The sequence below is a fragment of the Haliea atlantica genome (assembly GCF_054779855.1).
In genome coordinates, this window is record NZ_BAAGXL010000020.1 from 1 (window position 1) to 23,732 (window position 23,732).

At 66.4% G+C, this 23,732-nt stretch carries 22 protein-coding genes and 1 tRNA gene; 16 read left to right on the forward strand and 7 right to left on the reverse strand.

Going from position 1 to position 23,732, the window contains the following annotated elements:
• Window positions 1–66 precede the first annotated feature (66 nt).
• Complete coding sequence (locus ACYVGS_RS13820; protein ID WP_460589264.1) at window positions 67–285, forward strand: hypothetical protein; 219 nt, start codon at window positions 67–69, stop codon at window positions 283–285.
• A 284-nt stretch (window positions 286–569) separates the two neighbouring features.
• On the opposite strand, the gene ACYVGS_RS13825 is transcribed toward ACYVGS_RS13820, so the two are convergent.
• Window positions 570–646, reverse strand: a tRNA-Arg gene (locus ACYVGS_RS13825).
• 261 nt (window positions 647–907) lie between these two features.
• Here ACYVGS_RS13825 and ACYVGS_RS13830 point away from each other — a divergent pair.
• Complete coding sequence (locus tag ACYVGS_RS13830) at window positions 908–1,207, forward strand: type II toxin-antitoxin system Phd/YefM family antitoxin (RefSeq protein ID WP_460589265.1); 300 nt, start codon at window positions 908–910, stop codon at window positions 1,205–1,207.
• Window positions 1,204–1,599: a type II toxin-antitoxin system YafO family toxin gene (locus tag ACYVGS_RS13835; RefSeq protein WP_460589266.1), complete on the forward strand. Its 396-nt coding sequence runs from the start codon at window positions 1,204–1,206 to the stop codon at window positions 1,597–1,599. The genes ACYVGS_RS13830 and ACYVGS_RS13835 overlap by 4 nt, the downstream gene beginning before the upstream one ends.
• Window positions 1,600–1,613: 14 nt before the next feature.
• Here the strand turns inward: ACYVGS_RS13835 and ACYVGS_RS13840 are convergent, their stop codons facing one another.
• Window positions 1,614–3,083 (reverse strand): amidohydrolase family protein, encoded by a 1,470-nt coding sequence (locus tag ACYVGS_RS13840; protein WP_460589267.1) that lies wholly within the window; start codon window positions 3,081–3,083, stop codon window positions 1,614–1,616.
• A gap of 33 nt (window positions 3,084–3,116) precedes the next feature.
• Window positions 3,117–3,335, reverse strand: a complete 219-nt coding sequence (locus tag ACYVGS_RS13845; RefSeq protein WP_460589268.1) for a hypothetical protein — start codon at window positions 3,333–3,335, stop codon at window positions 3,117–3,119.
• A gap of 240 nt (window positions 3,336–3,575) precedes the next feature.
• Here ACYVGS_RS13845 and ACYVGS_RS13850 point away from each other — a divergent pair, with 240 nt between their 5' ends.
• A complete protein-coding gene (locus ACYVGS_RS13850; protein ID WP_460589269.1) occupies window positions 3,576–4,094 on the forward strand; it encodes a protein disulfide oxidoreductase in 519 nt (172 codons plus the stop codon).
• Here ACYVGS_RS13850 and ACYVGS_RS13855 read toward each other — a convergent pair.
• The gene (locus ACYVGS_RS13855; protein WP_460589270.1) at window positions 4,036–4,671 is read right to left on the reverse strand and encodes a DUF4136 domain-containing protein; all 636 of its coding nucleotides are present in this window, start codon (window positions 4,669–4,671) and stop codon (window positions 4,036–4,038) included. The two genes, ACYVGS_RS13850 and ACYVGS_RS13855, sit on opposite strands and share 59 nt — an antisense overlap.
• A 107-nt stretch (window positions 4,672–4,778) precedes the next feature.
• Window positions 4,779–5,819, reverse strand: a complete 1,041-nt coding sequence (locus ACYVGS_RS13860; RefSeq protein WP_460589271.1) for a DUF3080 family protein — start codon at window positions 5,817–5,819, stop codon at window positions 4,779–4,781.
• Window positions 5,820–5,957: 138 nt separating this feature from the next.
• Between ACYVGS_RS13860 and ACYVGS_RS13865 the strand changes: the two genes are divergently transcribed.
• From ACYVGS_RS13865 to ACYVGS_RS13885, 5 genes are all read left to right on the forward strand, one after another.
• Complete coding sequence (locus ACYVGS_RS13865; RefSeq protein WP_460589285.1) at window positions 5,958–6,776, forward strand: outer membrane lipoprotein-sorting protein; 819 nt, start codon at window positions 5,958–5,960, stop codon at window positions 6,774–6,776.
• Window positions 6,773–7,999: an FtsX-like permease family protein gene (locus ACYVGS_RS13870; RefSeq protein WP_460589272.1), complete on the forward strand. Its 1,227-nt coding sequence runs from the start codon at window positions 6,773–6,775 to the stop codon at window positions 7,997–7,999. Before ACYVGS_RS13865 ends, ACYVGS_RS13870 begins: the two co-directional genes overlap by 4 nt.
• A complete protein-coding gene (locus tag ACYVGS_RS13875; RefSeq protein ID WP_460589273.1) occupies window positions 7,999–9,246 on the forward strand; it encodes an ABC transporter permease in 1,248 nt (415 codons plus the stop codon). Before ACYVGS_RS13870 ends, ACYVGS_RS13875 begins: the two co-directional genes overlap by 1 nt.
• 12 nt (window positions 9,247–9,258) lie before the next feature.
• Window positions 9,259–9,966 carry an ABC transporter ATP-binding protein gene (locus tag ACYVGS_RS13880; protein ID WP_460589274.1) on the forward strand — a complete coding sequence of 236 codons (708 nt, stop codon included), beginning with the start codon at window positions 9,259–9,261 and terminating at the stop codon, window positions 9,964–9,966.
• A 125-nt stretch (window positions 9,967–10,091) separates the two neighbouring features.
• Window positions 10,092–11,351: a hypothetical protein gene (locus tag ACYVGS_RS13885; protein ID WP_460589275.1), complete on the forward strand. Its 1,260-nt coding sequence runs from the start codon at window positions 10,092–10,094 to the stop codon at window positions 11,349–11,351.
• A 29-nt stretch (window positions 11,352–11,380) separates the two neighbouring features.
• Here ACYVGS_RS13885 and ACYVGS_RS13890 read toward each other — a convergent pair whose 3' ends face one another.
• Window positions 11,381–12,016 (reverse strand): glutathione S-transferase family protein, encoded by a 636-nt coding sequence (locus ACYVGS_RS13890; protein WP_460589276.1) that lies wholly within the window; start codon window positions 12,014–12,016, stop codon window positions 11,381–11,383.
• A gap of 126 nt (window positions 12,017–12,142) precedes the next feature.
• Here ACYVGS_RS13890 and ACYVGS_RS13895 point away from each other — a divergent pair, with 126 nt between their 5' ends.
• From ACYVGS_RS13895 to ACYVGS_RS13925, 7 genes are all read left to right on the forward strand, one after another.
• A complete protein-coding gene (locus tag ACYVGS_RS13895; protein ID WP_460589277.1) occupies window positions 12,143–12,568 on the forward strand; it encodes a c-type cytochrome in 426 nt (141 codons plus the stop codon).
• Between the two features lie 135 nt (window positions 12,569–12,703).
• A complete protein-coding gene (locus tag ACYVGS_RS13900; RefSeq protein ID WP_460589278.1) occupies window positions 12,704–13,888 on the forward strand; it encodes an efflux RND transporter periplasmic adaptor subunit in 1,185 nt (394 codons plus the stop codon).
• 6 nt (window positions 13,889–13,894) lie between these two features.
• On the forward strand, window positions 13,895–17,050 hold the full coding sequence (locus ACYVGS_RS13905; RefSeq protein WP_460589279.1) for an efflux RND transporter permease subunit: 3,156 nt from the start codon (window positions 13,895–13,897) through the stop codon (window positions 17,048–17,050).
• Window positions 17,051–17,070: 20 nt separating this feature from the next.
• Window positions 17,071–18,315 carry a cytochrome P450 gene (locus ACYVGS_RS13910; RefSeq protein WP_460589280.1) on the forward strand — a complete coding sequence of 415 codons (1,245 nt, stop codon included), beginning with the start codon at window positions 17,071–17,073 and terminating at the stop codon, window positions 18,313–18,315.
• Window positions 18,316–18,333: 18 nt separating this feature from the next.
• Window positions 18,334–19,494 carry a helix-turn-helix transcriptional regulator gene (locus ACYVGS_RS13915; protein WP_460589281.1) on the forward strand — a complete coding sequence of 387 codons (1,161 nt, stop codon included), beginning with the start codon at window positions 18,334–18,336 and terminating at the stop codon, window positions 19,492–19,494.
• Window positions 19,495–19,606: 112 nt separating this feature from the next.
• Complete coding sequence (locus ACYVGS_RS13920) at window positions 19,607–20,452, forward strand: SDR family NAD(P)-dependent oxidoreductase (protein WP_460589282.1); 846 nt, start codon at window positions 19,607–19,609, stop codon at window positions 20,450–20,452.
• 25 nt (window positions 20,453–20,477) lie between these two features.
• Window positions 20,478–21,248: an SDR family NAD(P)-dependent oxidoreductase gene (locus ACYVGS_RS13925; RefSeq protein WP_460589283.1), complete on the forward strand. Its 771-nt coding sequence runs from the start codon at window positions 20,478–20,480 to the stop codon at window positions 21,246–21,248.
• A 3-nt stretch (window positions 21,249–21,251) separates the two neighbouring features.
• On the opposite strand, the gene rep is transcribed toward ACYVGS_RS13925, so the two are convergent.
• Window positions 21,252–23,249: a DNA helicase Rep gene (gene rep, locus ACYVGS_RS13930; protein WP_460589284.1), complete on the reverse strand. Its 1,998-nt coding sequence runs from the start codon at window positions 23,247–23,249 to the stop codon at window positions 21,252–21,254.
• Window positions 23,250–23,732: the final 483 nt, after the last annotated feature.

Below are 23,732 nucleotides of genomic sequence, written 5' to 3' on the forward strand. Positions count from 1 at the left end.
ATTTTATTAGACCCGACCCCTCGAAAATGAGCAATTTTGGGCACCAACTGTCGAACCCGGGAGGTCATGGCCCAGATTCGCGGCCATTCCACCGAGAAGGTGATGCACGGCCTGTTCCCGAAGGCCGTGACTGATGCCGTGCTGGATGCTATTGGGGACAACGAGAAGTTGTCGGTGCCGGTGCTGGATAGTGAGGAGACCAACCGGAGGTTTGCTCTGCTGATTCTAGAGTTGCTTATGTCGCGAAACGTGGATTTTAAGCGTCAACTTGGATTAGTGCGGTAATTTTCTGCCTCCCGCCAGAATCGCCAAGTTTGCATGGGGCTCTGCCTCATGTGTCCAGTCTGGACCAACAGTCAAAACCACCCACCTCTGCAGGCTCGGCAAAAAGCCGTGGACACACGGTGGACACATTTTGGACACAGAGCCCAAAAGGGCCCGATTTTCACTGTCAAAAGGGGCTTTGGCCAACGGTCATTGGTGGCTTTATGCCTGATTTCTGTGTCCAGGTTGTGTCCACAGTTTGGCGAGGAGGGTGTTCCGTTAAGTGATTGATATTGCAGGAGAAATGGCCCGCCCGAGAGGATTCGAACCTCTGACCTCTGCCTCCGGAGGGCAGCGCTCTATCCAGCTGAGCTACGGGCGGATATAGGTAGGATGCCACGCAAGGTGGCTTGCCCTGTCCGCCATACAAAGCATAGCGGGCAAGGGCGCGAATCATAGCAGAGCCCGTCACCCCCCTCAATAGTGCCGTGTCACTACCGCCTGGAGGCCTGAGGGCGCAAAGTGCCCAATGTGCCACTCAGAGCTCAGAAGTTGAGGCATCACTAACGATGGATGAATACTGTACATGAATATGTTATAAAATCGTTGCATTTTAGTGTTACCTCTCAAGAGGCATGGCAGAATGAGCACACACCAAATCTACGCCGAGGAAACCATCTCGGTAACCAGTCTGCGCTCGCAGATCACAAGAATCCTCGAGAAGAAGCGGCCTGTTGCCATTCTCTCGCACAACGAGACAGCTGGGTACATCGTTAACGCTGAGGTGTTTGCTCGGCTGGTGGAAGCTGCCGAGCGAGCTGACCCTTCGCTCAGAGCGGAGTTCAGGCCCTCTGCGGATCGCCTGCGCCAGATCAGCGAGAGCAGTGCCGAGGTCTTGCTGGGTCTGAACGAGGAGCGCTTGGCGGAGTTTGAGGAGCAGTGATCAGGGTTTTTACATCGCCCGCGTTGCGTGAAGCTCTCTCCGAGCTAGAGAGACAGCAGCTGGTCAACGACTTCAAGGCCTATGTCGGCGGTGATTTTCGTCCCAACTTTGGGCGTGACGTTGCGTATGATCATGCCAATACCCCGAGGAAGGTTCTCTTCCATCAGGTGCGACACTTGCACCTGTTTGACCCTGGAAAACCCTGGGAGCGCGAGGCTCCGCCATTTCGAAAGACCAGCGATCATCACCTCGTGTACTGCACGGGACAGCTGGACGAACACTGTTACCTGCTAATGGCAATACTCTCACCCGAGGCACATCAGAAGGCCCGCAACTCGGCCATCATGGAGCGACTCGGGTTGATGGCGGAGCAATTCCGCGCCAGGTACTAAGCTAGGCGCGTCGCTCACCCACCCTGCCACCGCAGCAAATTCACAAACTCCCTTCTTGTCTTCGGCCCATAGGTCCGGAAATGCGGGTCAGGCCGCTCCCGGTAGGCCAGGCGGTTCGCCGCCACCCGGTCCACCCCGAACTGTGGCAACAGGTCGGCCACCTTGTCCCCGTAAGGCTTCAGGGCATTCAGCCCGAAGACCTTGGCGCGCAGCTCCGGGGTCATTTTCGGATAGCCGTACATTTCCCGCAGGGGCTCGGCGATCTGGAAGCTGCGGAAGGCCTGGATCTGGTCCTGGGGGGAGCCGTACCAGATGGAGTCGGTGCCCCACAACACGTTGTCCTCGCCGACGTATTCCAGCAGCTTGCCCAGGGTGTGGGCCGCGCTGTCCGGGTCGCGCATCAGGTAGCGCCAGGTGCTGCCCAGTTCGGCGTAGACGTTGCTGTTGGGGGCGATGTCGTTCTCCAACAGGGACTTCACCAGGGAGTCGACGCCGTCGAAGCGGTTGGGGTCGTAGGGGCCTTCGCTGCTGCCGGCCACGTAGCCGGAGTGATAGACCAGGAAGCTGATGTCCGGGTAGCGCCGGGCCACGCGGCCGATGTCGGCGCAGGTGGAGTGCTGGTAGGATTCATCGCCAAAGGGCAGACCCTTGTGCACGGCGACGATCTTCACCCCCAGGGCGCGGGCCTTTTCCAGGAAGGGAATGCCGGTGTCCTCGTCGTCCAGCCAGAAGCCCTGGCCGTCCGGTCCCCACTGGGTGTAGGTCTTCCAGGCACTGACCTTCCAGTGCTCGGCGAGGGCATCCATGGTCTCCAGGTCGCCCGGCTGGTTGGGGTTGACCCGGCCGTGGAGCAGCAGGCGGTGGGTGCCTTCCATTTCCTCGACCAGCTCGGCGGTGGCGGCGGCTTCCTCGATGGTCAATGGCTCGGCGTCGGAGCGGGAGGGAACGAAGGACAGCACCATCAGGTCGGTGTCGGAGTCCATGAACACGTCTTGGATAAACTGCTTCGAATTGAAGCAGTCCAGGTAGGCCCGCCCGGGACCTTCACCGGCTGGGCATTCGCTCTGGGGGAAGCCGGAGAGGGGGCGGGCGTCGTCGGGCAGTTTTTTGGTCCAGGCGCCGGTGGGGTTCACGAAGTGGCCCTGGACATCGAAGATGAACTCCTTGCCCTCCAGGCTGGCGCTGGCCAGCTGCGGGTCCAGCCCGGCCTCGGCATCCAGTTCGAAAAAGCCGCCGCGGGCGCCCTGGCTGGCGTAGGCCTGGTTGAAGGCGAGCAGGGTACTGGCGGCACCGCAGGCGCTGACCAGGAAGTCTCGGCGCCCCAGGCCGCTGCGGCGGGCGTTGCGGTCGGCGGTTTCCAGGGCCAGGTGCTTGGCGCGGTGGTGGATCGGCGCCAGGGGAATGGGCGCGAACTCGCCGTTGGAGGTACTGTCCAGCTTGATCGGCAGGCGGGTGCCATCGGGGTCGTGGTGGTGTCTGCTCATGCTCGCAGTGCTCCCGGCTTGTATCTGTGCGGCTTAGTCTCTGGGCACGCGAACACGGTGCTGTTCACCGTCGATGATCACGGTGTAGGTTTTGCTCCGTGCGCGGTATTCCCGCAATGTCTGCTCCAGCGCCTCGCGGTTGACCTGATAGTTGGCGGCGCCTTCCCGCAGGGCCGCGTATTCGCCTGAGCCTGCACAGGCAGTGAGCAGGGCGCACAGTCCAGTCAAAGTCAGTGCATTGCGTAGCGGCATGTGGGCCACCTCAGGGACGGGTCTCAGCTTCCTACCATAGTCCGGCCCTTTCCCCGGGTCCACTCCAGATGCCGCAGCGTGAACTTATCCGCGAGGGTACACTCAGACAGAGCGGAATCCGGGAGAGGTAATCATGCAGGCAGCGTTATTTGTGTTGCTGGGGGCTCTGGTACTGGGCGTGCTGGCGCTAGCCCTCTGGTGCGGTGTCCGTGCTGCGAGATTGGGTGCGGCGGTGCAAGCATGAGCGGCTCCCCTCCCCGCTGGCTACCTGCCTGGCAGAGCGCGCTGCTCTGGTTACTGGCCCTGGCCACGGTGCCGCTGGTGATTGACCAGTGGCGCCATCGCGATGCTCCCGATCAGGCGCCGCTCCAGTTGCTGCAGGACCTGCAGGGGCGCACTGTGGACCTGGGCGCCCTCAGTGCCGGGCAGCCGGTGCTGGTCTACTTCTGGGCCACCTGGTGTCCGGTCTGTCGGCTGGTATCACCCGCGGTGAACGACCTGGCCACGGACCACCTCGTGGTGACTGTGGCCCTGCGTTCCGGGGGGCCGGAGGAGGTGGCCGCCTACCTGGCCGAGCATGCGTTGGCATTCCGCACCGTTAACGACCCCGGGGGACATGTCAGTGCCCCCTGGGGGGTGCGGGCGACGCCGACGCTGGCGGTGGTGTACCGCGGCGAGATCCGCTCCATGACCAGCGGCATCACGACGGGTCCGGGGATGTCCCTGCGGCTGCGCCTGGCGGAAATGCTGCAAAAATAGCCTCGGCGGCGGCGTTGGCACTCGCCTGGTCCTTGACCTGCTTGCCGCTGAGCCGAGAGTTGACCACACCGCGCCAGACCGAGCGCTCCAGCGCCGGGTCGATCATGTCCACGATAAAGGTACCGTCGGTGTAGTTGCGGGAAATGACCTCGGTGCGCGGCCCGATGCAGCCCCAGCAGTTGTACAGGCTATAACGGTTGTAACCGTGGTACCAGCCGAGGGAGACCCCCGTGTCGTAACTGTCTACCTCGGTCTTGAACTGCGTAACCAGGTGCCAGCTCACCAGCAGGTCGGCCTCCGCGGCGTCCTCGGTGAAGCGCAGGCCCTTGGCGGTCAGGGCATTGCGGATGGCGGTATCGATGCGCTCCACCTGCATGTCGCTGAGCTGCAGCGGATTGTCGCCCTTGACTGTGCCGGACTCGGCGTAGAAGCCAACGGTCTGCACCTGGCTGAAGTCGTAGTCGGGCTTGTAGTCCACGTCCGGCCGCAGGGTGGTGGCGCAGGCGGTGATCAACAGGCCCGCACCCAGCGCAAGCATCAGGCGGCCCAGGTGGCGGTGTATTCCGAATAGTTGCATGGGGTTCTCCCTTGTCACTCGGGCAAGGCGCCCGATCCCTGTCTGCTGAGACCGCGCGGGGCCCTGTCGGGTTCCACGGGCGGCCTGGCGCGGTCGGCAGGCAGCGCTCAGGCCCGCGGCAGGCCCCCGCAGGGCTCAAGTAGTGTCTGTACCACCTCTACGTGGCGGCGCGGGGCCTTGGACCACCGCGCCAGGTGCCGGTCGCGGCTCTCCCGCCAGGCCAGATAGCTCTCTGACAGCACGGGGCCCAGGATTTTCTCCAGTTCACGCAAGGGGGGCAGCAGCGCCTGCTCTCGCCGCGCCAGGTCCGCCGACCAGGCCTGGATGCCTTCGGCGAAGTAGCGGCTGACGACATTGGGCAGGATGTCGGCGGCGCGGTGGCGTATGGGGCCAGCGCACAGGGGGGCTTGATCCTGCCGCAGCACGGCATTCGCCGCTTCCAGCCAGCGTGCCTGCAGGCCCAGGGCCTTGAGCAGGGCCCCGCCATCGCCCCGGGTGACTTCGGATAGCTGCAGTTCGAAGGCCTTGCCATTGGCACGAAAATCCCCGGCGAGCCAGCGCCGGGCACTGCTGTTGATGGCTTCCAAAGCGGTGGTCACGGCGCTGCCCGTCTGCGCCGGGTAGTCGCCCAGGTGGTTGGGTAGGTGCCATAACTCGCGGTACTCCTCGCTGCCCAGGGTGGCGTTGAAGATCCGCGCCGGCAGTTGCCGTTGCTTGAGGGCGTGGGCGGCGGCCAGGGTGTTCGCCAGTTCGTCGCGGTCGTTGCCGCGCAGATGGCGGATGCAGGCGGGAGCCAGGCGCAGGTATTCGAGATCCAGCAGCAGGCGCTGGGAGGGCGCGGCCATGCGCCCCAGGCTGCTGTTGCGTTTGCCGATGGTGACCTGGACCTCGCAACCGGTCAGGGAGAGGAAATCCAGCGTGCCGAGACTGTCGTCTTCCAGGGCGAGTTGCAGCTTGCCGACCCGGGGCGGGCGAGGCGGTGCGGCGGGTTCGGGGGCGGGCACCTCGCGGTCGAGTGGGCGCGCCAGGCGCGCCGCGTAGTCCGCCAGGGCGCTTTCGGGGCCACTGTCTCCGCAGGCAGCCAGTATCAGCAGCAGCGGTGCGAGCAAAAGCAGGCGGTGGAGGGTGTGTGGTCGCAGTGTGGCCATGGGCCTGTTATAGCGTAAAGTAGGGGGCCACGTCGTCATCAAACCTGGACAGCTGGGTCCTTGCGCACCCCCGGTCCGGGTAGTGCGGGGGAGTTCATGCGCGTTTGTCCAAAATGGCCAGGCCTTCTGTTCTTGCTGGTGTCGCTTGCGGGGCCGGCAGTTGGCGCGCCCGAAGAAGAAGCCTCGGCGCGCCGCGACGACGCCACGGGCACCGGGTCCGCGTCAGCGGCGGTGCCGGCCAATACCGGCGCGCAGCCCGTTGCGACCGAGCTCGACGCCGCCGATATTGTCCGCCGCGCCATGGACCACTATCGCGGCCTCAGCTCCCGCGCCCGAATGACCATGACTATCCACCGCCCGGACTGGGAGCGCAGCCTGAGCCTTGACGCCTGGACCCGCGGCGACGACCACACCCTGGTGCGGGTCACCGCCCCGGCCCGGGATGCCGGCAACGCCACCCTGACGGTCGAAGGCAGCATGTGGACCTGGAGCCCGGGCATTAACCGGGTGATCAAGATTCCCTCCTCGATGATGAATCAGAACTGGATGGGTTCGGACTTCAGCAACAAGGATGTCAGCAAGGATGCCGCGCTGGTGGACGAGTACGATCACCGCCTGCTGGACCAGGAGCGTCACGAGGGGCAGAGGGTCTACGTGATCGAGTCGGTGCCCCACGAGGAAGCCGCGGTGGTCTGGGGGCGCGAAGTGCTGCGGATACGCGCCGACTGGGTGCTCCTGGAGCACCGCTTCTACGACCAGGCGGGGGCGCTGGTGAAGACGCTGGTGTCCCGGGATATCCGGGTGATGGATGGCCGCCCGGTGGCCGCGGTAATGCGCATGGGGCGGGTGGATCGACCGGGGGAATGGACGGAGCTGCATACCCGGGATGTGGACTTCGATATCGCCCTGTCCGACAGCCTCTTTACCCTCTCCAGTCTGCGGAACCCGCGGCAGTGAACCTGACCTGGCGGCTGGCCTGGCGCAACCTCTGGCGACACCGCCGCCGCACCTGGCTGACAGTGTCCGCCATGGTGGTCTGCAATGTGCTGCTGATTTTCCTGATCGGCCTGCAGTTGGGCTCCTACGACGTGATGATCGAGGGCAGCCTGGGGCCGGTGACCGGCCACCTGCAGGTGCAGCGCGAGGGTTTCCAGGAGGACCAGCGCATCCGCGATTCGGTGCCCGCGGCCGCGGCGCTGGCACAGACCCTGCGCCAGGCCATGCCGGAGGCCCGGGTCGGTGTGCGCGGCACGGCCTTTGCCCTGGCCTCCAGCGAGTCCCGCTCCTTCGGCATCCAGCTACAGGGGGTGCAGGCGTCACGGGAGCCCGGGGTCTCCACGCTGCCGGGAATGCTGGCGGAGGGCCGCTACCTGCGCGGGGAAGGCGAGGAGATCGTGGTGGGTCGCCTGCTGGCGCGCAACCTGCAGGCGCGGCCCGGGGATGAAGTGGTGCTGCTGGGCAGCGGCCGCGACGGTTCCATGGCCGCCGCGGTGGCGCGACTGGTCGGGGTGGTGGATTCGGGCATTGCCGAGCTGGACCGGGCCCTGGCCCAGGTGGACCTGGCCTGGTTCCAGTCGGTGTTCGCCATGGGTGACCACGCCCACGCCCTGGTGCTGCGCCTGCCCCACCTCGAGGCGGTCCCCGCGGCGAAGGCCCGCGTCGAGGCCCTGCTGCCCGCCGGGGGCGAACTGGTGGTCCTCGACTGGGACCAGTTGCAGCCGGGGTTGCGCCAGGCCATCCGCACCGACATGGTCAGCGCCTGGTTCCTATACGGGGTGCTGGTGCTGCTGGTGGCCTTCAGTGTGCTCAATACGCAGCTGATGTCGGTGCTGGAGCGCACCCGGGAGTTCGGCGTGATGCTGGCCCTGGGCCTGGGGCCGGGTCGGTTGGCGCGGCTGGTGGCGATGGAGACGGCCCTGCTCGGCGGCCTGGGCCTGGTGCTGGGCATCCTCTTTGGCACGGTTCTGACCCTGGCGCTGGCGCGCTGGGGTTTCACCTACCCGGGCATGGAGGAGGTGGCACAGCAGTTCAACCTGCCGGCGCGGCTCTACCCCCGTCCCGGCGCGGCGGCGCTGCTGGTGGGGCCGGGCGTGGTGTTTGTGGGGGCGCTGCTGGCGGCCCTTTACCCGGCCCTGCGGCTGTACCGACTGCAGCCAGTGGCGGCGATGCGGGCCGTCTGATGCGTATCGCCACTTCGCTCCGGCTGCTGCCCTCCCTGCTCACGCTGGCCTGGCGCAACCTGTGGCGCAACCACCGCCGCACCCTGGTGATGCTCTCGGCCATTGCCCTGGGCGCGTGGGCGATGATCTTCATGACTGCGATGATGCGCGGCATGATCGACCAGATGGTGCAGACCGGCCTGGCCACGCTGCCCGGACACGCGCAGATCCACCACCCGGATTTCGTTCGCGACCCCAGTGTGGTCAACCGCTTCGCGGAACCCGGCGGCGAGCTGCTGGCGGCCCTGGAGCAGCCGCCCGTGACCGCCTGGGCGGCGAGGCTGCGGGTGCCCGCGGTGGTGGCCAGCGAATACGCCAGCCGCGGTGTGACCCTGCTGGGCGTGGACCCGGCCGCGGAAGCCGCCCTCGGCAGCCTGCCCGGGGAACTGGTGGCGGGTCGCGCTCTGCAGGGGCCTGCGGATGCAGGGGTGGTGCTGGGGGAGAGCCTGGCCCAACGCCTGGAAACCACGGTGGGGCGTCGGGTGGTGCTGATGAGCCAGGACCCCGACAACGATGTCGCCGACCGCGGCGCGCGGGTGGTGGGGATTTACCGCGGGCGCCTGGAGGGCGACGAGGAGCGTTTTGCCTACACCGGGCGCGACAGCCTGCAGGCTCTGCTGGGGGTCGAGGGGGAAGTCACAGAGGTGGCCATGAACGGCCCCGACTACCGGCGGGTGGTGGCCTGGTTGCCGGACATCCGGCGGGCCGCCGGGGCCTCGCTCTCGGTGCAGCCCTGGCAGGCCCTGAGCCCCTTTCTCGCCAGTATGCTGGGTCTGCAGGACGGCTACGCGCTGGTGTTCATCCTGGTGGTTTTCCTGGTGCTGTCGTTTGGCCTGGTCAATACCCTGGTGATGGCGGTGTTCGAGCGCACCCGGGAGCTGGGGCTGATCCAGGCCCTGGGCATGCGCCCCGGGCTGATCCTGCTGCTGATCCTGATGGAGAGTTTCTGGCTTCTGTTGCTCGGGCTGGCGCTGGGCAACGCCCTGGCGCTGGCGACCCTGTGGCTGCTGCGGGACGGCCTGGACCTGTCGGCGGTGGCTGCCGGGCTGGAGATGATGGCGATGGGCACTACCCTCTATCCACTGCTGGAGCCGCGCGATATGGCGATGGCCAGCGCGGTGGTGGTGGGTCTGGGTCTGCTCGCCAGCCTGCTGCCGGCCTGGCGAGCCTCCCGCCTGGCCCCGGTGGTGGCCCTGGCCCGCGATTGAAGGAGCTTTCTGATGAGTGATATCCGCTGCCGCGAACTGTGCAAGACCTTCCGTCAGGGGGAGGAGCGCATCACCGGCCTGGACAGAGTGACAATCGATATCGACAGCGGCGAGTTCCTTTGCCTCTCGGGGCCCTCCGGCTCCGGCAAGACCACCCTGCTCAATGCCCTGGGAGGGCTGGATCGCCCGGACAGCGGCAGCATCACCTTCGGCGGCCGGCGTATCGACTGCCTGCCGCGGGGAGAGCTGGCGGATCTGCGGCTCAGGGAGATCGGTTTTGTGTTCCAGGCCTACAACCTGGTGCCGGTGCTCTCCGCGCGGGAAAACATCGAGTTTGTCATGCAGGTACAGGGTGTGCCCGCCGCCGAGCGACACCGGCGCAGCCTGGCCATCCTGGCGGAGGTGGGACTGGAGGGGCTGGCGGACCGCCGCCCCACCGCCATGTCCGGCGGTCAGCAGCAGCGGGTGGCCGTGGCCCGGGCCATTGTCAGCCGGCCGCGCCTGGTGCTGGCGGACGAACCCACGGCCAATCTCGACAGCCACAGCGCGGCCCGCCTGATGGCCCTGTTCCAGACCCTCAACCGCGAGCACGGGGTGACCTTCGTGATGGCCACCCACGATCCCCGGGTGATGGCCTTCGCGGCACGCCGGGTCAACATGGAAGACGGTCGCATTGTGGCGGACCGGGTCCAGGAGCCCTGCGCACCGGAGTCGGCGTGAGGGTGCACGGGCTCCAGGGTGCGGGGGGACGCTCCGGGCGCATGCCGCGAGGCCGGCCCCCTCGGGGCCTGCGGATTCTGGCATCGTCAGGCCTGGTGTCGCTCGGCCTGGCAATTCTGAGCAGCATGCCTGCGGCAGCACTCGAGCCCGACTGGCGCGGCGGGCACCTAAAGCTGGCGGAGACCCTGTACGGGGTGCCGGCAGACAGTCTCTGGCGGGAGGCCGCGGGTGCCCATCCCCAGCGCCATGCCGCGGACCTGCGCCTGCGCGGCGGGCTCAGGCACGGGGCCTGGGAGCTGCAGGCGGATTACCAGTTGCTGTGGCGGGACAGTGACCTGGCTGCGGGGCCGGCGGCACTGCATGAGGCCGTTGGCGGGGACTCCCCAGGCGAATCCGCAGGTTTGCCCGGCGACGACCGGCGAGCCTGGACACTCAGCGATACCCTGCAGGCGCGCCCGCGGGGTGGCAGTGTCCATCGCCTCGATCGCCTGACCCTCGGCTGGCGCAGCGAGCGTCTGGTTGTCCGTGTTGGGCGGCAGGCCCTGAGCTGGGGCAATGGCTTGATCTTCAACCCCGCGGACGTATTCAACCCCTTCGACCCCACCGCGGTGGATACCCAGTACAAGCCTGGCGACGACATGTTCTACGCCCAGTACCTGCAGGCCGACGGCAGTGACTGGCAGGCGGTGCATGTGGTCCGGCGCGATGCAGCGGGCAGGCGCAGCGAGGACGTGCGTTCATCGGCTCTGAAGTGGCACCACTTCGGCACCCTTTCGGAGCTGGACCTGCTGCTGGCGCGGCATTTCGACGAAACCCTCCTGGTGGCCGGGGGCAGTCGCTCCCTGGGCGGCACGGTATTGCGCGGCGACCTGATATTGGCCGATACCACGGCAGAGGGCTGGGTGCCCAGCCTGGTCCTCAATCTCAGCGGCTCCTGGCAGTGGGGCGAGCACAACACCCTGGGCACCCTGGAGTATTTCTACAATGGCCACGGTCTCGATGCCGCGGACTATGACTGCCTGCTGGCGGGGTCAGTGGCGTTAGACGTCGACGGCGCCTGTCCCGCGACAGCAGAACCGCTGCGCGAGCGACTCGTGCGCGGGGAGCTGTTCAGCCTCGGGCGCCACTACCTGGCGGGCTCCCTGGGGGTGGAGTTGACACCGCTGTTGCAGTTCACGCCCCTGTTGCTGGCCAATCTGGAGGACTCGTCCGCGCTGCTGCAGCTCGGGCTGCGCTGGAGCCTGGCCCAGGACTGGGAGTTGCTGGCCGCCCTGAGCTTGCCGCTGGGGCCGGCGGGCACGGAGTACGGTGGGCCGCGCCTGCCAGGTGGTCTGCGCGCCAGCCAGGGTGAGCAGCTGTTCTTGCAGCTGGCGCGCTATTTCTGAGCTGCAGCAAGCGCCGCGACCGGCTCCCGTTACTGGTTGGCGCCCGCCGCCAGGGCGGCCTTCGCCCGGGGCAGCCAGGCGTGGATGTGGCTGCACTCTTCGGGCACGCCACTCTTGATCCAGGCGGCAAACTCCACGCAGGCCAGCAGGTCGATGTCGGCAAAGCTGAAGGCCGGCCCGGCCAGGAAGGCGTTCTTGGCCAGGGCGCGGTCGACCATGCGCCAGGCGGCCTCCATGCGCACCCGACCGCGCTCGACCAGCTCGGGAATCTGCTCCAGGTTGAGGGAGCCGGGCAGGGCGCGACCGGCAAAGGCCGGGTTGCCGTTGCGGAAAACCTCGGCAATGGCGTGGAACAGGCTGTTGTAGAGACGGTGGTTCCAGCTGATGATCTGGGCCTTTTCCAGGGGGCTGGTGCCCAACAGGGGCGGGTCCGGGTAGAGCTCTTCCAGGTAGACACAGGCACCGATGACCTCGGTCAGCACGGTGCCGTCATCGAGCACCAACGCCGGTACCGTGCACATCGGATTGATCTTGCGGAAGGGCTCCTCGAACTGGGCCTGCTTCAGCAGGTCGACCTGCTCGGTGTCGAGCTGGATGCCCTTGTAGTCGAGAAACATCTGCAGGCGTTTGGGGTTGGGGGCCGGATCGTAGGTATAGAGCTTCATCGCAAGGTGCCTCCGATAGGTTTTTACCCCATGTTACGGGCAAAGCCGGCCGCGCCGCCAGTCTGCGTTTCACCCGAGAGCAGAAGCGGCTATAATGCCGCCCCTGCATCTGGAGGATCCCCGCAAATGACTCGATTGGTAATCACGGTTTTGACCCTCTGTGCGGCCATGGCGGCCGGCGCAGTACAACTCAGCGACAAGCAGCGCGACGAAATCGCCTCGCGCATCAAGCCGGTAGGCGAGGTGTGTCTGCAGGGCGACAGCAGCTGCGCCGTGGCCTCCGCCGCCGGTGGCGCCGCCGAGGCCCGCTCCGGTGAAGAAGTCTACAATGCGGCTTGCATGGCCTGTCACGCCACGGGCGCGGGCGGCGCTCCGGTCGTGGGTGACGCGGCTGCCTGGGCCGATCGTATCGCCAAGGGCATGGACGCGCTGCACGAGTCCGGTATCAAGGGGGTTCCCGGCACCGGCATGATGGCCAAGGGCGGTTGCATGAACTGCTCCGATGAGGAAGTCATGGCCGCTGTCGACTTCATGGTGGAGAACAGCCAGTAAGAGCGGGCAGCATCGCCGCCGCGAAAGCCGCCCCGCGCAAGCCGGGCGGCTTTTTTGTGTGCGCCAGGCATGGCGCGTAGCGCCGTGACTGGTAAAGTGGCGGCAACGAACGTGCGGAGTCGAGGGAATGGGCGCATGAAGCATCTGCTGTGGATTCTGGCCGCATCGGTCACCGTGCTGGGGCTGTTTGCCTGCTCCGAGGACCCGCCCCCGCCGCCGGTACCCCAGGTCGTCGTGGATACGGTGCGTTTGGAGCCCTACCAGCCCAAGTCCGTATTCGTCGGACGCCTGGTGGCCAAGGAGGATGTGACCCTGAGGGCCAAGGTCAGTGGCTATCTGCTGACCCGGGAGTTCACCGAGGGCGAGCTGGTCGAGGCGGGCGAGGTGCTCTACACCATCGACCCCTCCGAATATGCAGCCGCCCTGGCCAAGGCGCGGGCAGAGCTCTCCGCGGCCAAGGCCAATCAGGCCAATGCCGAGCGCAACTACCGCCGTGGCAAGGAGCTGCTGCCCCGGGGCGCGATTTCCCAGCTGGAAATGGACAACCTCACCGCCCAGAAGCTGGATGCCGATGCCCGCATCGAGGCGGCCCTGGCGCAAGTGGAAAGCGCCGAGGTGAACCTCGGTTTCACCACGATCAAGGCGCCGATCAGCGGCCGCATCGGGCGCAGCCAGGTCAGCCCCGGCGACCTGGTCGGCCCCAGCAGTGGCGACCTGAGCACGCTGGTGAGCGTCGACCCCATCGAAGTGTTGTTCCAGGTGCCCGAGGCGACCTATGTCGCGGAAGTCCGCAAGCGGGTCAGTGCCAACCCCAGTGCCAGCGACCTGCGCGGGATCGAAGTGATCCTCGAGCTGGGCAATGGCATCACCTACCCCGAGGTGGGCAAGGTGGATTACTTCGGCAATCGCATCGACCCCAATACCGGCTCCATGGAAGCCCGGGCGCGTATTCCCAATCCCTATGGCCTGCTGGTACCCGGGCAGTATGTGCGCGTGACCCTGCAGGACACCGAACTGGACGAAGCCCTCTTTGTCCCCCTGGCGGCGGTCCAGGCGGATCAGCAGGGCAGCTTCGTGCTGGTGGTCGATGGCGACAGTACGGTCGAGCGGCGCAATCTCGAGCTGGGCGAGCGTATCGAGGACGCAGTGATGGTACTGGGCGGGCTTGAGGCTGGCGACCGCGTGGTGGTGCGCGGGCTGCAGCAGGTGCGACCGGGCATGCCGGTGCGGGTGACGGCCGACCTGTCCGCGACCGACCGGGCGCCTGCCGCATCGGCCGAGGCCGTAGAGGCTCCCCCCCGCGCCGGCGACGGGGAGTAAAGCACCATGTTCAGTGCCTTCTTCATTCGCCGGCCGCGATTTGCGCTGGTCATCTCCCTGGTGCTCACCCTGCTCGGTCTGCTGGCCCTGCGCCTGCTGCCAGTGAATGAGTACCCGCCGCTGTCGCCGCCCAATATCGTGGTCAGTGCCCAGTACCCGGGGGCCTCCGCGGAGGTGGTGGAGGCCTCGGTGGGCACGCCGATCGAGGATGCGGTGAACGGGGTCGAGGACATGATCTACATGTCCTCCAAGAGCGCCAATGACGGCAGTTACTCCCTCAGTGTTACCTTCAAGGTGGGTGCCGACCCGGACATGGCCCTGGTGCGGGTGCAGAACCGGGTCAAGCTGGCGGAGCGTACCCTGCCCGCGGAGGTGACCGCCAGTGGGGTAAATATCGTCGAGCGCTCCCCGGACATCCTCAAGATTGTCAGCTTCACCTCGCCGGGCGGGGCGCTGGATTACAAGTTCCTGTCCAACTACGTGACCATCAATGTGCAACCGGCACTCATTCGCCTGCCGGGCATCTCCGGTGCGGACGTGATTGGTCAAGCGGACTACGCAATGCGGCTGTGGCTGGACCCCGATCGCATGACCAACCGCGGCATCTCGGTGAGTGATGTCGTCGCCGCCCTGCGGGAGCAGAATGTGCAGGTGGCGGCGGGCAAGATCGGCGGCCCGCCCTTCGACGAAGACCTGGCCACCGAGTTCACCCTGCGGGTGAAGGGTCGCCTGCAGGACGTGGAGGAGTTCGAGAACATTATCCTGCGGGCCCAGCCGGACGGCTCGACCCTCTTGCTCAGGGACGTGGCCCGGGTGGAGCTGGGTCAGTCCAGCTATGCCTTCTTCGGCGAGCTGAATGGTCGGCCGGCGGTGAATGTCGCCCTTTACCGCAGTGCCGAGGCCAATGCCCTGGAGGTCAGCCGCGAAGTGGATACCCTGCTGGATGAGCTGGCCGACAGCTTCCCGGGGGACATGGAGCACCAGGTCAACTTCGACACCACCCGCTATGTGGAGGCCGCGGTGCAGCAGGTGGTGGGCTCGTTGTTCGCGGCGGTGGCCCTGGTGATCCTGATCACCTACGTATTCCTCGGCAGCGTTCGCGCGACCCTGGTGCCGGCGGTGACCATTCCGGTGTCCCTGGTGGCGACCTTTACGGTGCTCTATGCCCTTGGCCTCAGCATCAACACCATGACGCTGTTTGCCCTGATCCTGGCCATTGGCATCGTGGTGGACGATGCCATTCTGGTGATCGAGAACTGCGACCGGCACTTGCGCGAGGACCCGGAGATGGAGCCGGCGGAAGCCGCGCGGATTACCATGCGCGAGGTGGGGGGCGCCATCGTTGCGACTACGCTGGTGTTGCTGGCGGTGTTTGTGCCGGTGGCCCTGTTGCCGGGCATTACCGGAGAGATGTACCGACAGTTCGGCGTGACTATCTGCATTGCCGTGGTCTTTTCCTCCCTGAATGCGCTGACTTTGAGCCCCGCCCTGTGCGCCCTGTTGTTGCGTCGCGGTGGCCTCAAGGACATGAGCTGGTACCGGGCCTTTCTCGGCTGGTTTGGCCGCGTGACCGCGGGCTACAGCCGCGGCGTGGCCTGGGTACTGCGGCGCCTGGTGGTGGTCGGGGTGATTTTTATCGCCTGGATGGGGGCGCTCGGCCTCGGGCTCTGGCAGACCCCCACGGCCCTGGTGCCGGATGAGGACAAGGGGGTGTTTTTCGTCAACATCCAGCTGCCGGATGCCGCCTCCCTGTTGCGTACCCGGGAAGCTGTGCGCAAGGTGGCGGCGCTGGTCGCCGAGGACCCGGCCGTACGCAACGTGACCCAGGTCTCGGGTTTCTCCATCCTCAATGGTGCCATGGCCAGCAATGCCGGCTCGCTGTTCGTGGTGCTGGAGCCCTGGGATGCGCGGACCTCCCGCGAGGCGCTGGTGTTTAATGTGGTCCAGCGTTTGAATTACCGCGCCTTCCACGAGATTCCCGAGGCCCAGGTCTTCGCCGTGGCGCCGCCGGCCATCCCGGGCATGGGCGCCGTGGGCGGCCTCGAGCTGCTGTTGCAAGACACCCTGTCCCGGGGCCCCTCGGAGCTGGCCGCCGTGCTCAACCAGTTCATCGTGGCAAGTAACCAGCAGCCGGCCCTGGAGTCGGTGTTCAGCACCTACCGGGCCAACGTGCCGCAGTATTTTGTCGACGTCGACCGGGTGAAGGCCAAGAACCTGGGCGTCCCCCTGGACGAGATCTTCCTGACCCTGCAGGCCCAGCTGGGCTCCCTCTACGTCAACGATTTCAATAAGTTCGGCCAGACCTACCGGGTGACGGTCCAGGCCGAGGCGCCTTTCCGTGCCGATCTCGAGGGCCTGGAGCACTTCTATCTGAAATCCAGTAGTGGGGACATGGTGCCGCTCAGCACCCTGGTCAGCACACGCCTGATGCTGGGGCCGGATATCACCCAGCGCTACAATCTGTTCAGTGCCGCCACCGTGCGCGGCAATCCCGCCGGGGGTGCCAGCACCGGTGAGGCCATGGCGGCCTTCGAGGCGGTGGCCGCGGGGCTGCCCGCGGGTTACCGCATCGAGTGGACCGGCTCGGCCTACCAGCAGCGCGAGGCGGGTGGCACCGCGGTGGCGGCCTTCCTGCTCGCCCTGGTCTTCGTCTACCTGTTCCTGGTCGCGCAGTACGAGAGCTGGTCGGTGCCCTTCGCCATCATCCTGGTGGTGCCCATGGCCATCGGCGGTGTCGTGGCGGGGCTCTTGCTCACGGGGCAGGCGCTCAACCTGTATGCGCAGATCGGGCTGGTCCTGCTGATTGCTATGGCGGCCAAGAATGCCATCCTGATTGTCGAGTTCGCCCGCCAATTGCGGGAGGAGCGCGGACGCGGCGTGCGCGAATCGGCCCAGCGCGCCGGGGAGCTGCGTTTCCGGGCCGTGTGCATGACCGCGGTTTCGTTTATTCTCGGGATACTGCCCCTGGTGTTTGCCAGTGGTGCCGGGGCCTTCGGCCAGCGTTCACTGGGCCTGACCATTCTCGGCGGCATGCTGGCGGCACTGCTGGTGGGAACCTTCTTTATCCCCGGGTTCTATGCCATTGTGCAGGGCAGCCGGGAGCGGGTGAAGCGCCGCCTCGGGCTTGCCACGCCGGACGCGGCGCGCCCGGCATCCGACTGACGCTTCGGGAGGCCATAATAATGACAGTATCCGATGCCATCTCCGCCTCGGCGGTCCAACGCCAGCCGCTGGCCGCCGGGATTGATTTTGCCCTGGATGAGGTGCCCGACCTGCACGCGGTGCTCGACCAGCTGCGCGCGCGGGGGCCCGTGGTGCCGGTGCGCTACTTCGGTCAGACGGTCTGGCTGATCACCCGCTATGCGACCCTGCGCGAAGCCTTCGCCGACGAGGAACACTTCGCCTCCGAGGCGGCCTACACGGTGCATTCCGAGCCTTCCATGGGCAAGACTCTGCAGTGCATGTCCGGCGATCAGCACCGGGTCAACCGCGCCCTGGTGTCGCGTCCCTTTTTCCCCAAACCGGTGCGCGAGGCGATCGAACCGCTGATCGAGCCGATCGTGGATGAATTGCTGGATCGCCTGGAAGCCGGCATGGACGCGCGCCGCGTGGCGGGCGACGCCAGCGCCGACAGCGTCGAGTTTGTCGAGGCTTTCACGCGCCCCTATCCCTTCACGGTCATTACCCGCATGCTGGGTATCCCGGTGGATGACGAAGGGCGTTTCCTGCACTGGGCCCTGAAGCTGATTGACTACCCCTGGGACCCGGCCGGGGCCCTGCAGGCACGGCAGGAATTTGCTGAGTACATGCAGCCGATCGTGGCGCAGCGTCGCCGGGAGCCCGGGCAGGACGTCATATCCCTGCTGGCTGCGGCGGAGCACGAAGGGCAGCGCCTGAGCGACGAGGAAATCTACGCCTTCCTGCGCCTGCTGTTTCCGGCGGGCTCGGACACCACCTACAAGGTGGCCGGCAGCTTGTTCTATGCTGTCCTCGCCGACCCTGCCCTGCGCGAGCGTGCCCTCGGCAGCGACGCCGATCGTCAGGCCATCGTGCAGGAGGCCCTGCGCTGGCAGCCGCCCACGGCCCTGCTGCCACGGCGCTGCAGCAAAAGCACGCTGCTGGCGGACGTGCCGATTGCCGCCGGGGAATGGATCCTGTTCGGGATCACCGCGGCCAACAGTGACCCCGAGGTCTTTGCAAACCCGCGCCGCTTTGACCCGGACCGCGACAACCGCAACCTGGCCTTCGGCCACGGCGAGCACTTTTGTCTCGGCTCCCACCTGGCCCGGCGCGAACTGGAGGCAGCCCTCAAGGGCGTTCTGGCGCGCTTTCCCGGCATGTGCCTGGACCCGGCGCACAGTGTGCGTTTCTCCGGTGCGGTACTGCGGGGGACGCCCGAACTGTGGGTGCGCCCGCGGGGCTTGTGAGAGGCAATTGCTGAACTGATGTCGCGCGCAATACCGGACCTCGACCTGGCAGCTTTCAGCAGCCTGCTGGAAGCCCTGTACTCGGGACACTTTGAAACGCCTCCCTGGCAGCGCTTCCTGGAGCAGTTGCGGACACTGACCGGCGGGCGCCTGGTGGCGCTGGGGTTTTGCCGTCCCAATCCGGAGCACCCCGGCGCCACCTTCTTCACCGGGGATGACCTCGAGGGCATGAATCTGCGTCGCTACGCCGAGGAGTATTCGGCCCTCGATCCCTTCGTCAACCTGCCCGACGGGACGCCGGTCACGCTCGAGGACATGCTGCCCATGGCGGCCCTGCGGGAAACGGCCTTTTACCGCGATTTCCTGCGGCCCTTCGATGTCGCCCAGGTGCTGGGCCTGGATATCCACGACCAGGGGCGCGTGGCGCTGCTGCTTCGCGTGCAGCGCAGTGAGCAGGCACCGCGTTTTGGCGAGGACGAGAAAGCCCTGTTTGCCCTGCTGGAGCCGCATTTGCGGCAGGTGCTGCGGGCGGTCCAGCGGGACCGGGAGCGGGTGTCGGAGCACAGCCTGTTCGAGAGCATCACCGGTCACCTGGAGATGGGGACCATTCTGCTCGACCGCCAGTGCCGGGTGGTCTACAGCAACCCGGTAGCCCACCACTTGCTGGAGCGCGGCGATGGTCTGCGGGAAATCCAGGGGGGGCTGGTAGCCACCAGCCGCGCTGACAACCGGGATCTGCAGGCCTTGCTGGTTGCCTGCTGCGCCGCAGGAGAGAGTAACACCAGCCTGGCGCGGGCCATCAGCCTGCCGCGCCCGGGTCAGGAGAGCGGCCTGCACCTGCTGGTGAAGCCCCTGTCCCCCGCTGCCGAGGATGCCCTGGCCCCGGAGTTCCGCGGCGATGAGCACGCGGCCCGGGCTGTGGTCTATATCCGCATTCCCGACCCCCTGGATGCCGGCCACAAGGACCTGCTGGAGCAGCTGTTCGCGCTGACCCCCAGTGAAGCCCGCCTGGCCCTGGCCCTGGCCAACGGCATGAACCTGGACGAAATCGCCGAACATCTCTGTGTGTCCCGCAACACCCTGCGCACCCAGTTGCGCACCACCTTCCAGAAAACCGGCGTCAATCAGCAGTCGGCCCTGGTGAGCCTGGTGCTGCGCTCGGTCACCGGCCTGGGCTGATAAAACCGACTGCGCTGCCTTTCCGGCCCGAATCATCCAGATGCAGGGCGCATCGTGTTTGTGCGCGGGTTAAGCTGGCCTGATAAATCGATATAACAGGGAGGCAGGACGCATGACTCAGGGGAATCAGGCGCTGGCGGGAAAGACCGCGTGGATCAGTGGTGGAGCGGGGGGTATCGGCGCTGCCTGTGCGCTGGCCCTGCTGCGGGACGGCGCGGCGCTGCTGTTGACCGGCCGCCGCGAGGCGCTGCTGCAGAAGGCCCGTGACAGCCTGTTGCAGGCGGTACCGGAGGGCCGGGTGGAGATCCTGGCCGGGGATGCCCTCGACGAGTCGGATGTGCAGGCGGCAGTGGCGGCCACCCACGCCATCGCGGGGCGCCTGGATATCGTGGTGCCCACGGTGGGTGGTGGCGGCTTCAAGCCCCTGTTGCTGCAGGACCTGGAGGGTTTGCGGCGGGAGCTGGACCTGAATATTTCCTCGGCCTTCCTGGCCATTCGACATGCCGCGCCGCGCATGGCGGAGGGCGGCAGTATCGTCTGTATTTCTTCCACCACCGCGGCGATGCCCTTTCCCTGGTTGTCGGGCTACTGCGCCGGCAAGGCGGGTCTCGAGGCGCTGGTGCGTTCCGCGGCCGATGAATTGTCCCACCTGGGTATTCGCATCAATGCCATCCGGCCGGGCCTGACGCGCAGCGATGCCACCGGCGACATGTTTGCCAGTCCCGAGGTCATGGCCGCCTTCCACGAGCAGATTCCCCTGCATCGCGCGGGGGAGCCCGAGGACATCGCCGACGGGGTGCGCTATCTCGCCGGTCCCGAATCCGCCTGGGTTACCGGGCAATGCTTCAACGTGGATGGTGGGCAGTGCCTGCGCCGTCATCCGGATATGACCCCGGCGCTGGCGCAGATGTTTGGCGAAGACGACATGGCGCGGGTGCTGGGCAAGAAAAACCACTGACACTGACTGACAGGAGTAGAGCAGTATGCAAGCAGATCTGGGCAAGCCCGGCACGGGCGTCGTGATTACCGGAGGGGCGTCGGGTATCGGGCGCGCCTGCGCCGAGGCACTCGCCGCGGTCGGTCGGCCGGTCGCCCTCTGGGATATCCAGGCCGAGGCGGTGGAAAGCCTGGCGGCAAAGCTTGCCGCCGACTATGGCGTGGTCGCCGTGGGGCAGGTGGTGGACGTTGCCGACCCGGCCGCCATCGAAGCCGCGGCCCAGGTGGCCCGCGAGAAGCTGCCGAACATTGGCGGTTTTGTGCACGCCGCCGGTGTGGTGCAGGAGCAGCCGGTGGGGGCCACCGTGGTGGAAGACTGGGATCGGGTACTGAATATCAACCTGCGGGCCTTGGTGCTGGGTGTCCAGGCACTGCTGCCGGATCTGCGTGCCAATCCCGGTTCCGCCGTGGTGGGCATTGCCTCGATCAACGGTACCCTGGGCAACGCCCTGATTCCGTCCTACACCGCCTCCAAGGGCGGCATGCTGTCGGTGGTGCGCTCCCTGGCGGATGACCTCGGCAATGATGGCATTCGCATCAATTCGGTTTCACCCGGGCAAATCCTCACACCCATGATGCAGAAGTCGGTAGACGCCCTGCCGCCCGGCACCTTTGAGCGCCGTGTCCTGCTGGGCCGTCTGGGGGAGCCCCGGGAAATCGGCAGCGCGGTGCGCTTCCTGCTCTCCAGTGAGGCCAGTTATGTCACCGCCTCTGAACTGGTGGTAGACGGCGGCAACATCTCCTCCCAGCGGATGTAGGCCTCAGGCGAACAGTGACTTGAGGCTGCTCAGGGTGGCGCTCGCGTGCTTGAGCCGGTCGGCTTCAGTCTGCGCGTCGCCACCCTCCCACATCAGGTCATCCGGGGGCAGTTCCGAAAGGAAGCGGCTCGGTTCGCAGCTGACCATCTCGCCGTACTGGCGGCGTTTCAGGGCGTGGGTCATGGTCAGGGTCTCCCGGGCCCGGGTGATGCCGACGTAGGCCAGGCGCCGCTCCTCCTCGATGTTGTCCTCCTCCACGCTGACCCGGTGGGGGAGGAGGTTTTCCTCCATGCCAATGATGTAGACGTGGGGAAATTCCAGGCCCTTGGCCGCGTGCATGGTCATCAGCTGGACCCGGTCCTGGCTGGCCTCTTCCTCCTGCTGCTGCTCCAGCAAATCGCGCAGTAACAAGCGGTTGATGGCCTCCTGCAGGTTCATTTCCTCGTCCCGCATGACCCGCTCCAGGCTCTCCACCAGCACGTTGACGTTGCCCATGCGCCGCTGGGCCACTTCCTCGCTGGAGCTGAGTTGCAGCAACCAGTCGGCGTAGTCGATGTCCTGGATCAGCTGACGCACCACGGCGACACCGCTGGCGCCCTCGGCTTCGCGGCGCAGGTTATGAAACCAGCCGTGGAATTCCCGCAGGCGGCGCAGGCTGGCTTCCGGCAGTTCGTCGGGGCCAATCAAGTGGCAGGCCTGGCTGAGGCTGCAGTGGCGGGCGTTGGCGAAACTGCCCAGGGCCTCCAGGGTGGAAGCGCCCAGTTTGCGCCGGGGCACATTGACGATGCGCAGGAAGGCGTTGTCATCGCTCTCGTTCACCAGCAGGCGCAGGTAGGCGAGAATGTCCTTGATCTCGTTGCGGGCGAAGAACGAGGTGCCGCCACTGAGATGGTAGGGCACCTGGTTCTGCTGCAGCGCCACCTCCAGCAGGCGCGACTGGTGGTTGCCCCGGTAGAGCACCGCGTAGTCACCCCAGCGTTTGCGCTGGCGTAGTCGGTGACCCATGATTTCCCCGGCGACCCGCTCCACCTCGTCCTGCTCGTCGACGCAACGCAGCACCCGCAGGGGCTCGCCGTGCCCCAGCTCACTCCAGAGCTGCTTGTCAAAGACGTGGGGGTTGTTGGCGATCAGGGTGTTGGCCGCCTTCAGGATGCGGGCGGTGGAACGGTAGTTCTGTTCCAGTTTGATGATCTTGAGTCCGGGGAAGTCCTCCTGCAGCTGTACCAGGTTTTCCGGGCGCGCGCCGCGCCAGGCGTAGATCGACTGGTCGTCGTCCCCCACCACCGTCAGCCCGCCGCGCAGTCCGACCAGCTGGCGCACCAGCAGGTACTGGCTGGCGTTAGTGTCCTGGTACTCGTCCACCAGCAGGTAGTGAATGCGGTTCTGCCACTTCTCCAGAATCTCGGGGTGGTGCTCGAAGAGCAGGGTCGGCAGCAGGATCAGGTCGTCAAAGTCCAGGGCATTGAAGGCACGCAGGGCGCGGCGGTAGCGCTGGTAGGCCTGTGCCACCAGGATGTCCGCGGGACTGGTTGCCGTGGCCAGGGCCTGCTCCGGCAGCAGGCGGTCGTTTTTCCAGTTGGAGATGCGCTGCTGGATCAGCCCGGCCTGGTCGCCCTCGGCGCCGTGCTCCTGTACCAGCAGGTCGTGGATCAGCTTGCGGCTGTCCTCGGCGTCAAAAATGGTAAAGCCTGCCTTCATCTCCAGAGTCTTGAGTTCCTCGCGGATGATGCGCAGACCCAGCTGGTGGAAGGTACTCACCGTAAGCCCATCGGCGGCCTGGCCGCCCAGCAGCTTGCCCACCCGTTCTTTCATTTCCCGGGCGGCCTTGTTGGTAAAGGTCACCGCGGCAATCCACTTCGCCTGGATGCCGCACTGCTCCACCAGGTAGGTGATCTTGCGGGTAATCACACTGGTCTTGCCGCTGCCGGCACCGGCCAGCACCAGGAGGGGGCCATCGATGTAGCGGACGGCCTCGCGCTGGCGGGGATTGAGTTGCGTCACGGGGGTACTGCCTGGGTTGTCGGGTCGTAGAGTCTAGCAGGTGTGGTGGTGGCGGTCAGGCCCCACAACTGCCCAGGTCCACGCTCTGGCGGCTGCAGTCTTGCGGTCTTGCGACCGCTGCGTCGCGCGGTGCCGGGCTATGCCCCTTGCTCCATTTCGGGCGCATGCGGTGCGTGGGCCTGCGGGGTGGTTAATGGGCGCATGTTGCGGTGGCGTTGTTGGGAGTGGGTGCCGCGGCCTGTCGAAGGTACGGGTGATGGGCGGTGGTGGTGGGTAGCGCAGGTGAGAGCGTGAGTGCCCGGGCAGATCGGAGACTCACCGACGCCCTGCATTGCGCAATGGGCATAGCCCGGCACCGCTCGACGCGGGTGGGCGCCGAGACGACGTCATGCTGAGCAGAGAATCGAAGCCGATTGCAGAGTCCGCCGAAGGCCGGCCGTGGCAGTGATGGTCCTAGCCGGAGTGCCCGCGTTGGTGTGGGTG

Bases quoted from the DNA above. Each gene is read 5' to 3' on its own strand.
- ACYVGS_RS13820 (WP_460589264.1), top strand. From the start codon at position 67: ATGGCCCAGATTCGCGGCCATTCCACCGAGAAGGTGATGCACGGCCTG.
- ACYVGS_RS13830 (WP_460589265.1), top strand. From the start codon at position 908: ATGAGCACACACCAAATCTACGCCGAGGAAACCATCTCGGTAACCAGT.
- ACYVGS_RS13840 (WP_460589267.1), bottom strand. From the start codon at position 3,083: ATGAGCAGACACCACCACGACCCCGATGGCACCCGCCTGCCGATCAAG.
- ACYVGS_RS13845 (WP_460589268.1), bottom strand. From the start codon at position 3,335: ATGCCGCTACGCAATGCACTGACTTTGACTGGACTGTGCGCCCTGCTC.
- ACYVGS_RS13850 (WP_460589269.1), top strand. From the start codon at position 3,576: ATGAGCGGCTCCCCTCCCCGCTGGCTACCTGCCTGGCAGAGCGCGCTG.
- ACYVGS_RS13855 (WP_460589270.1), bottom strand. From the start codon at position 4,671: ATGCAACTATTCGGAATACACCGCCACCTGGGCCGCCTGATGCTTGCG.
- ACYVGS_RS13860 (WP_460589271.1), bottom strand. From the start codon at position 5,819: ATGGCCACACTGCGACCACACACCCTCCACCGCCTGCTTTTGCTCGCA.
- ACYVGS_RS13875 (WP_460589273.1), top strand. From the start codon at position 7,999: ATGCGTATCGCCACTTCGCTCCGGCTGCTGCCCTCCCTGCTCACGCTG.
- ACYVGS_RS13880 (WP_460589274.1), top strand. From the start codon at position 9,259: ATGAGTGATATCCGCTGCCGCGAACTGTGCAAGACCTTCCGTCAGGGG.
- ACYVGS_RS13885 (WP_460589275.1), top strand. From the start codon at position 10,092: ATGCCTGCGGCAGCACTCGAGCCCGACTGGCGCGGCGGGCACCTAAAG.
- ACYVGS_RS13890 (WP_460589276.1), bottom strand. From the start codon at position 12,016: ATGAAGCTCTATACCTACGATCCGGCCCCCAACCCCAAACGCCTGCAG.
- ACYVGS_RS13895 (WP_460589277.1), top strand. From the start codon at position 12,143: ATGACTCGATTGGTAATCACGGTTTTGACCCTCTGTGCGGCCATGGCG.
- ACYVGS_RS13900 (WP_460589278.1), top strand. From the start codon at position 12,704: ATGAAGCATCTGCTGTGGATTCTGGCCGCATCGGTCACCGTGCTGGGG.
- ACYVGS_RS13905 (WP_460589279.1), top strand. From the start codon at position 13,895: ATGTTCAGTGCCTTCTTCATTCGCCGGCCGCGATTTGCGCTGGTCATC.
- ACYVGS_RS13910 (WP_460589280.1), top strand. From the start codon at position 17,071: ATGACAGTATCCGATGCCATCTCCGCCTCGGCGGTCCAACGCCAGCCG.
- ACYVGS_RS13915 (WP_460589281.1), top strand. From the start codon at position 18,334: ATGTCGCGCGCAATACCGGACCTCGACCTGGCAGCTTTCAGCAGCCTG.
- ACYVGS_RS13920 (WP_460589282.1), top strand. From the start codon at position 19,607: ATGACTCAGGGGAATCAGGCGCTGGCGGGAAAGACCGCGTGGATCAGT.
- ACYVGS_RS13925 (WP_460589283.1), top strand. From the start codon at position 20,478: ATGCAAGCAGATCTGGGCAAGCCCGGCACGGGCGTCGTGATTACCGGA.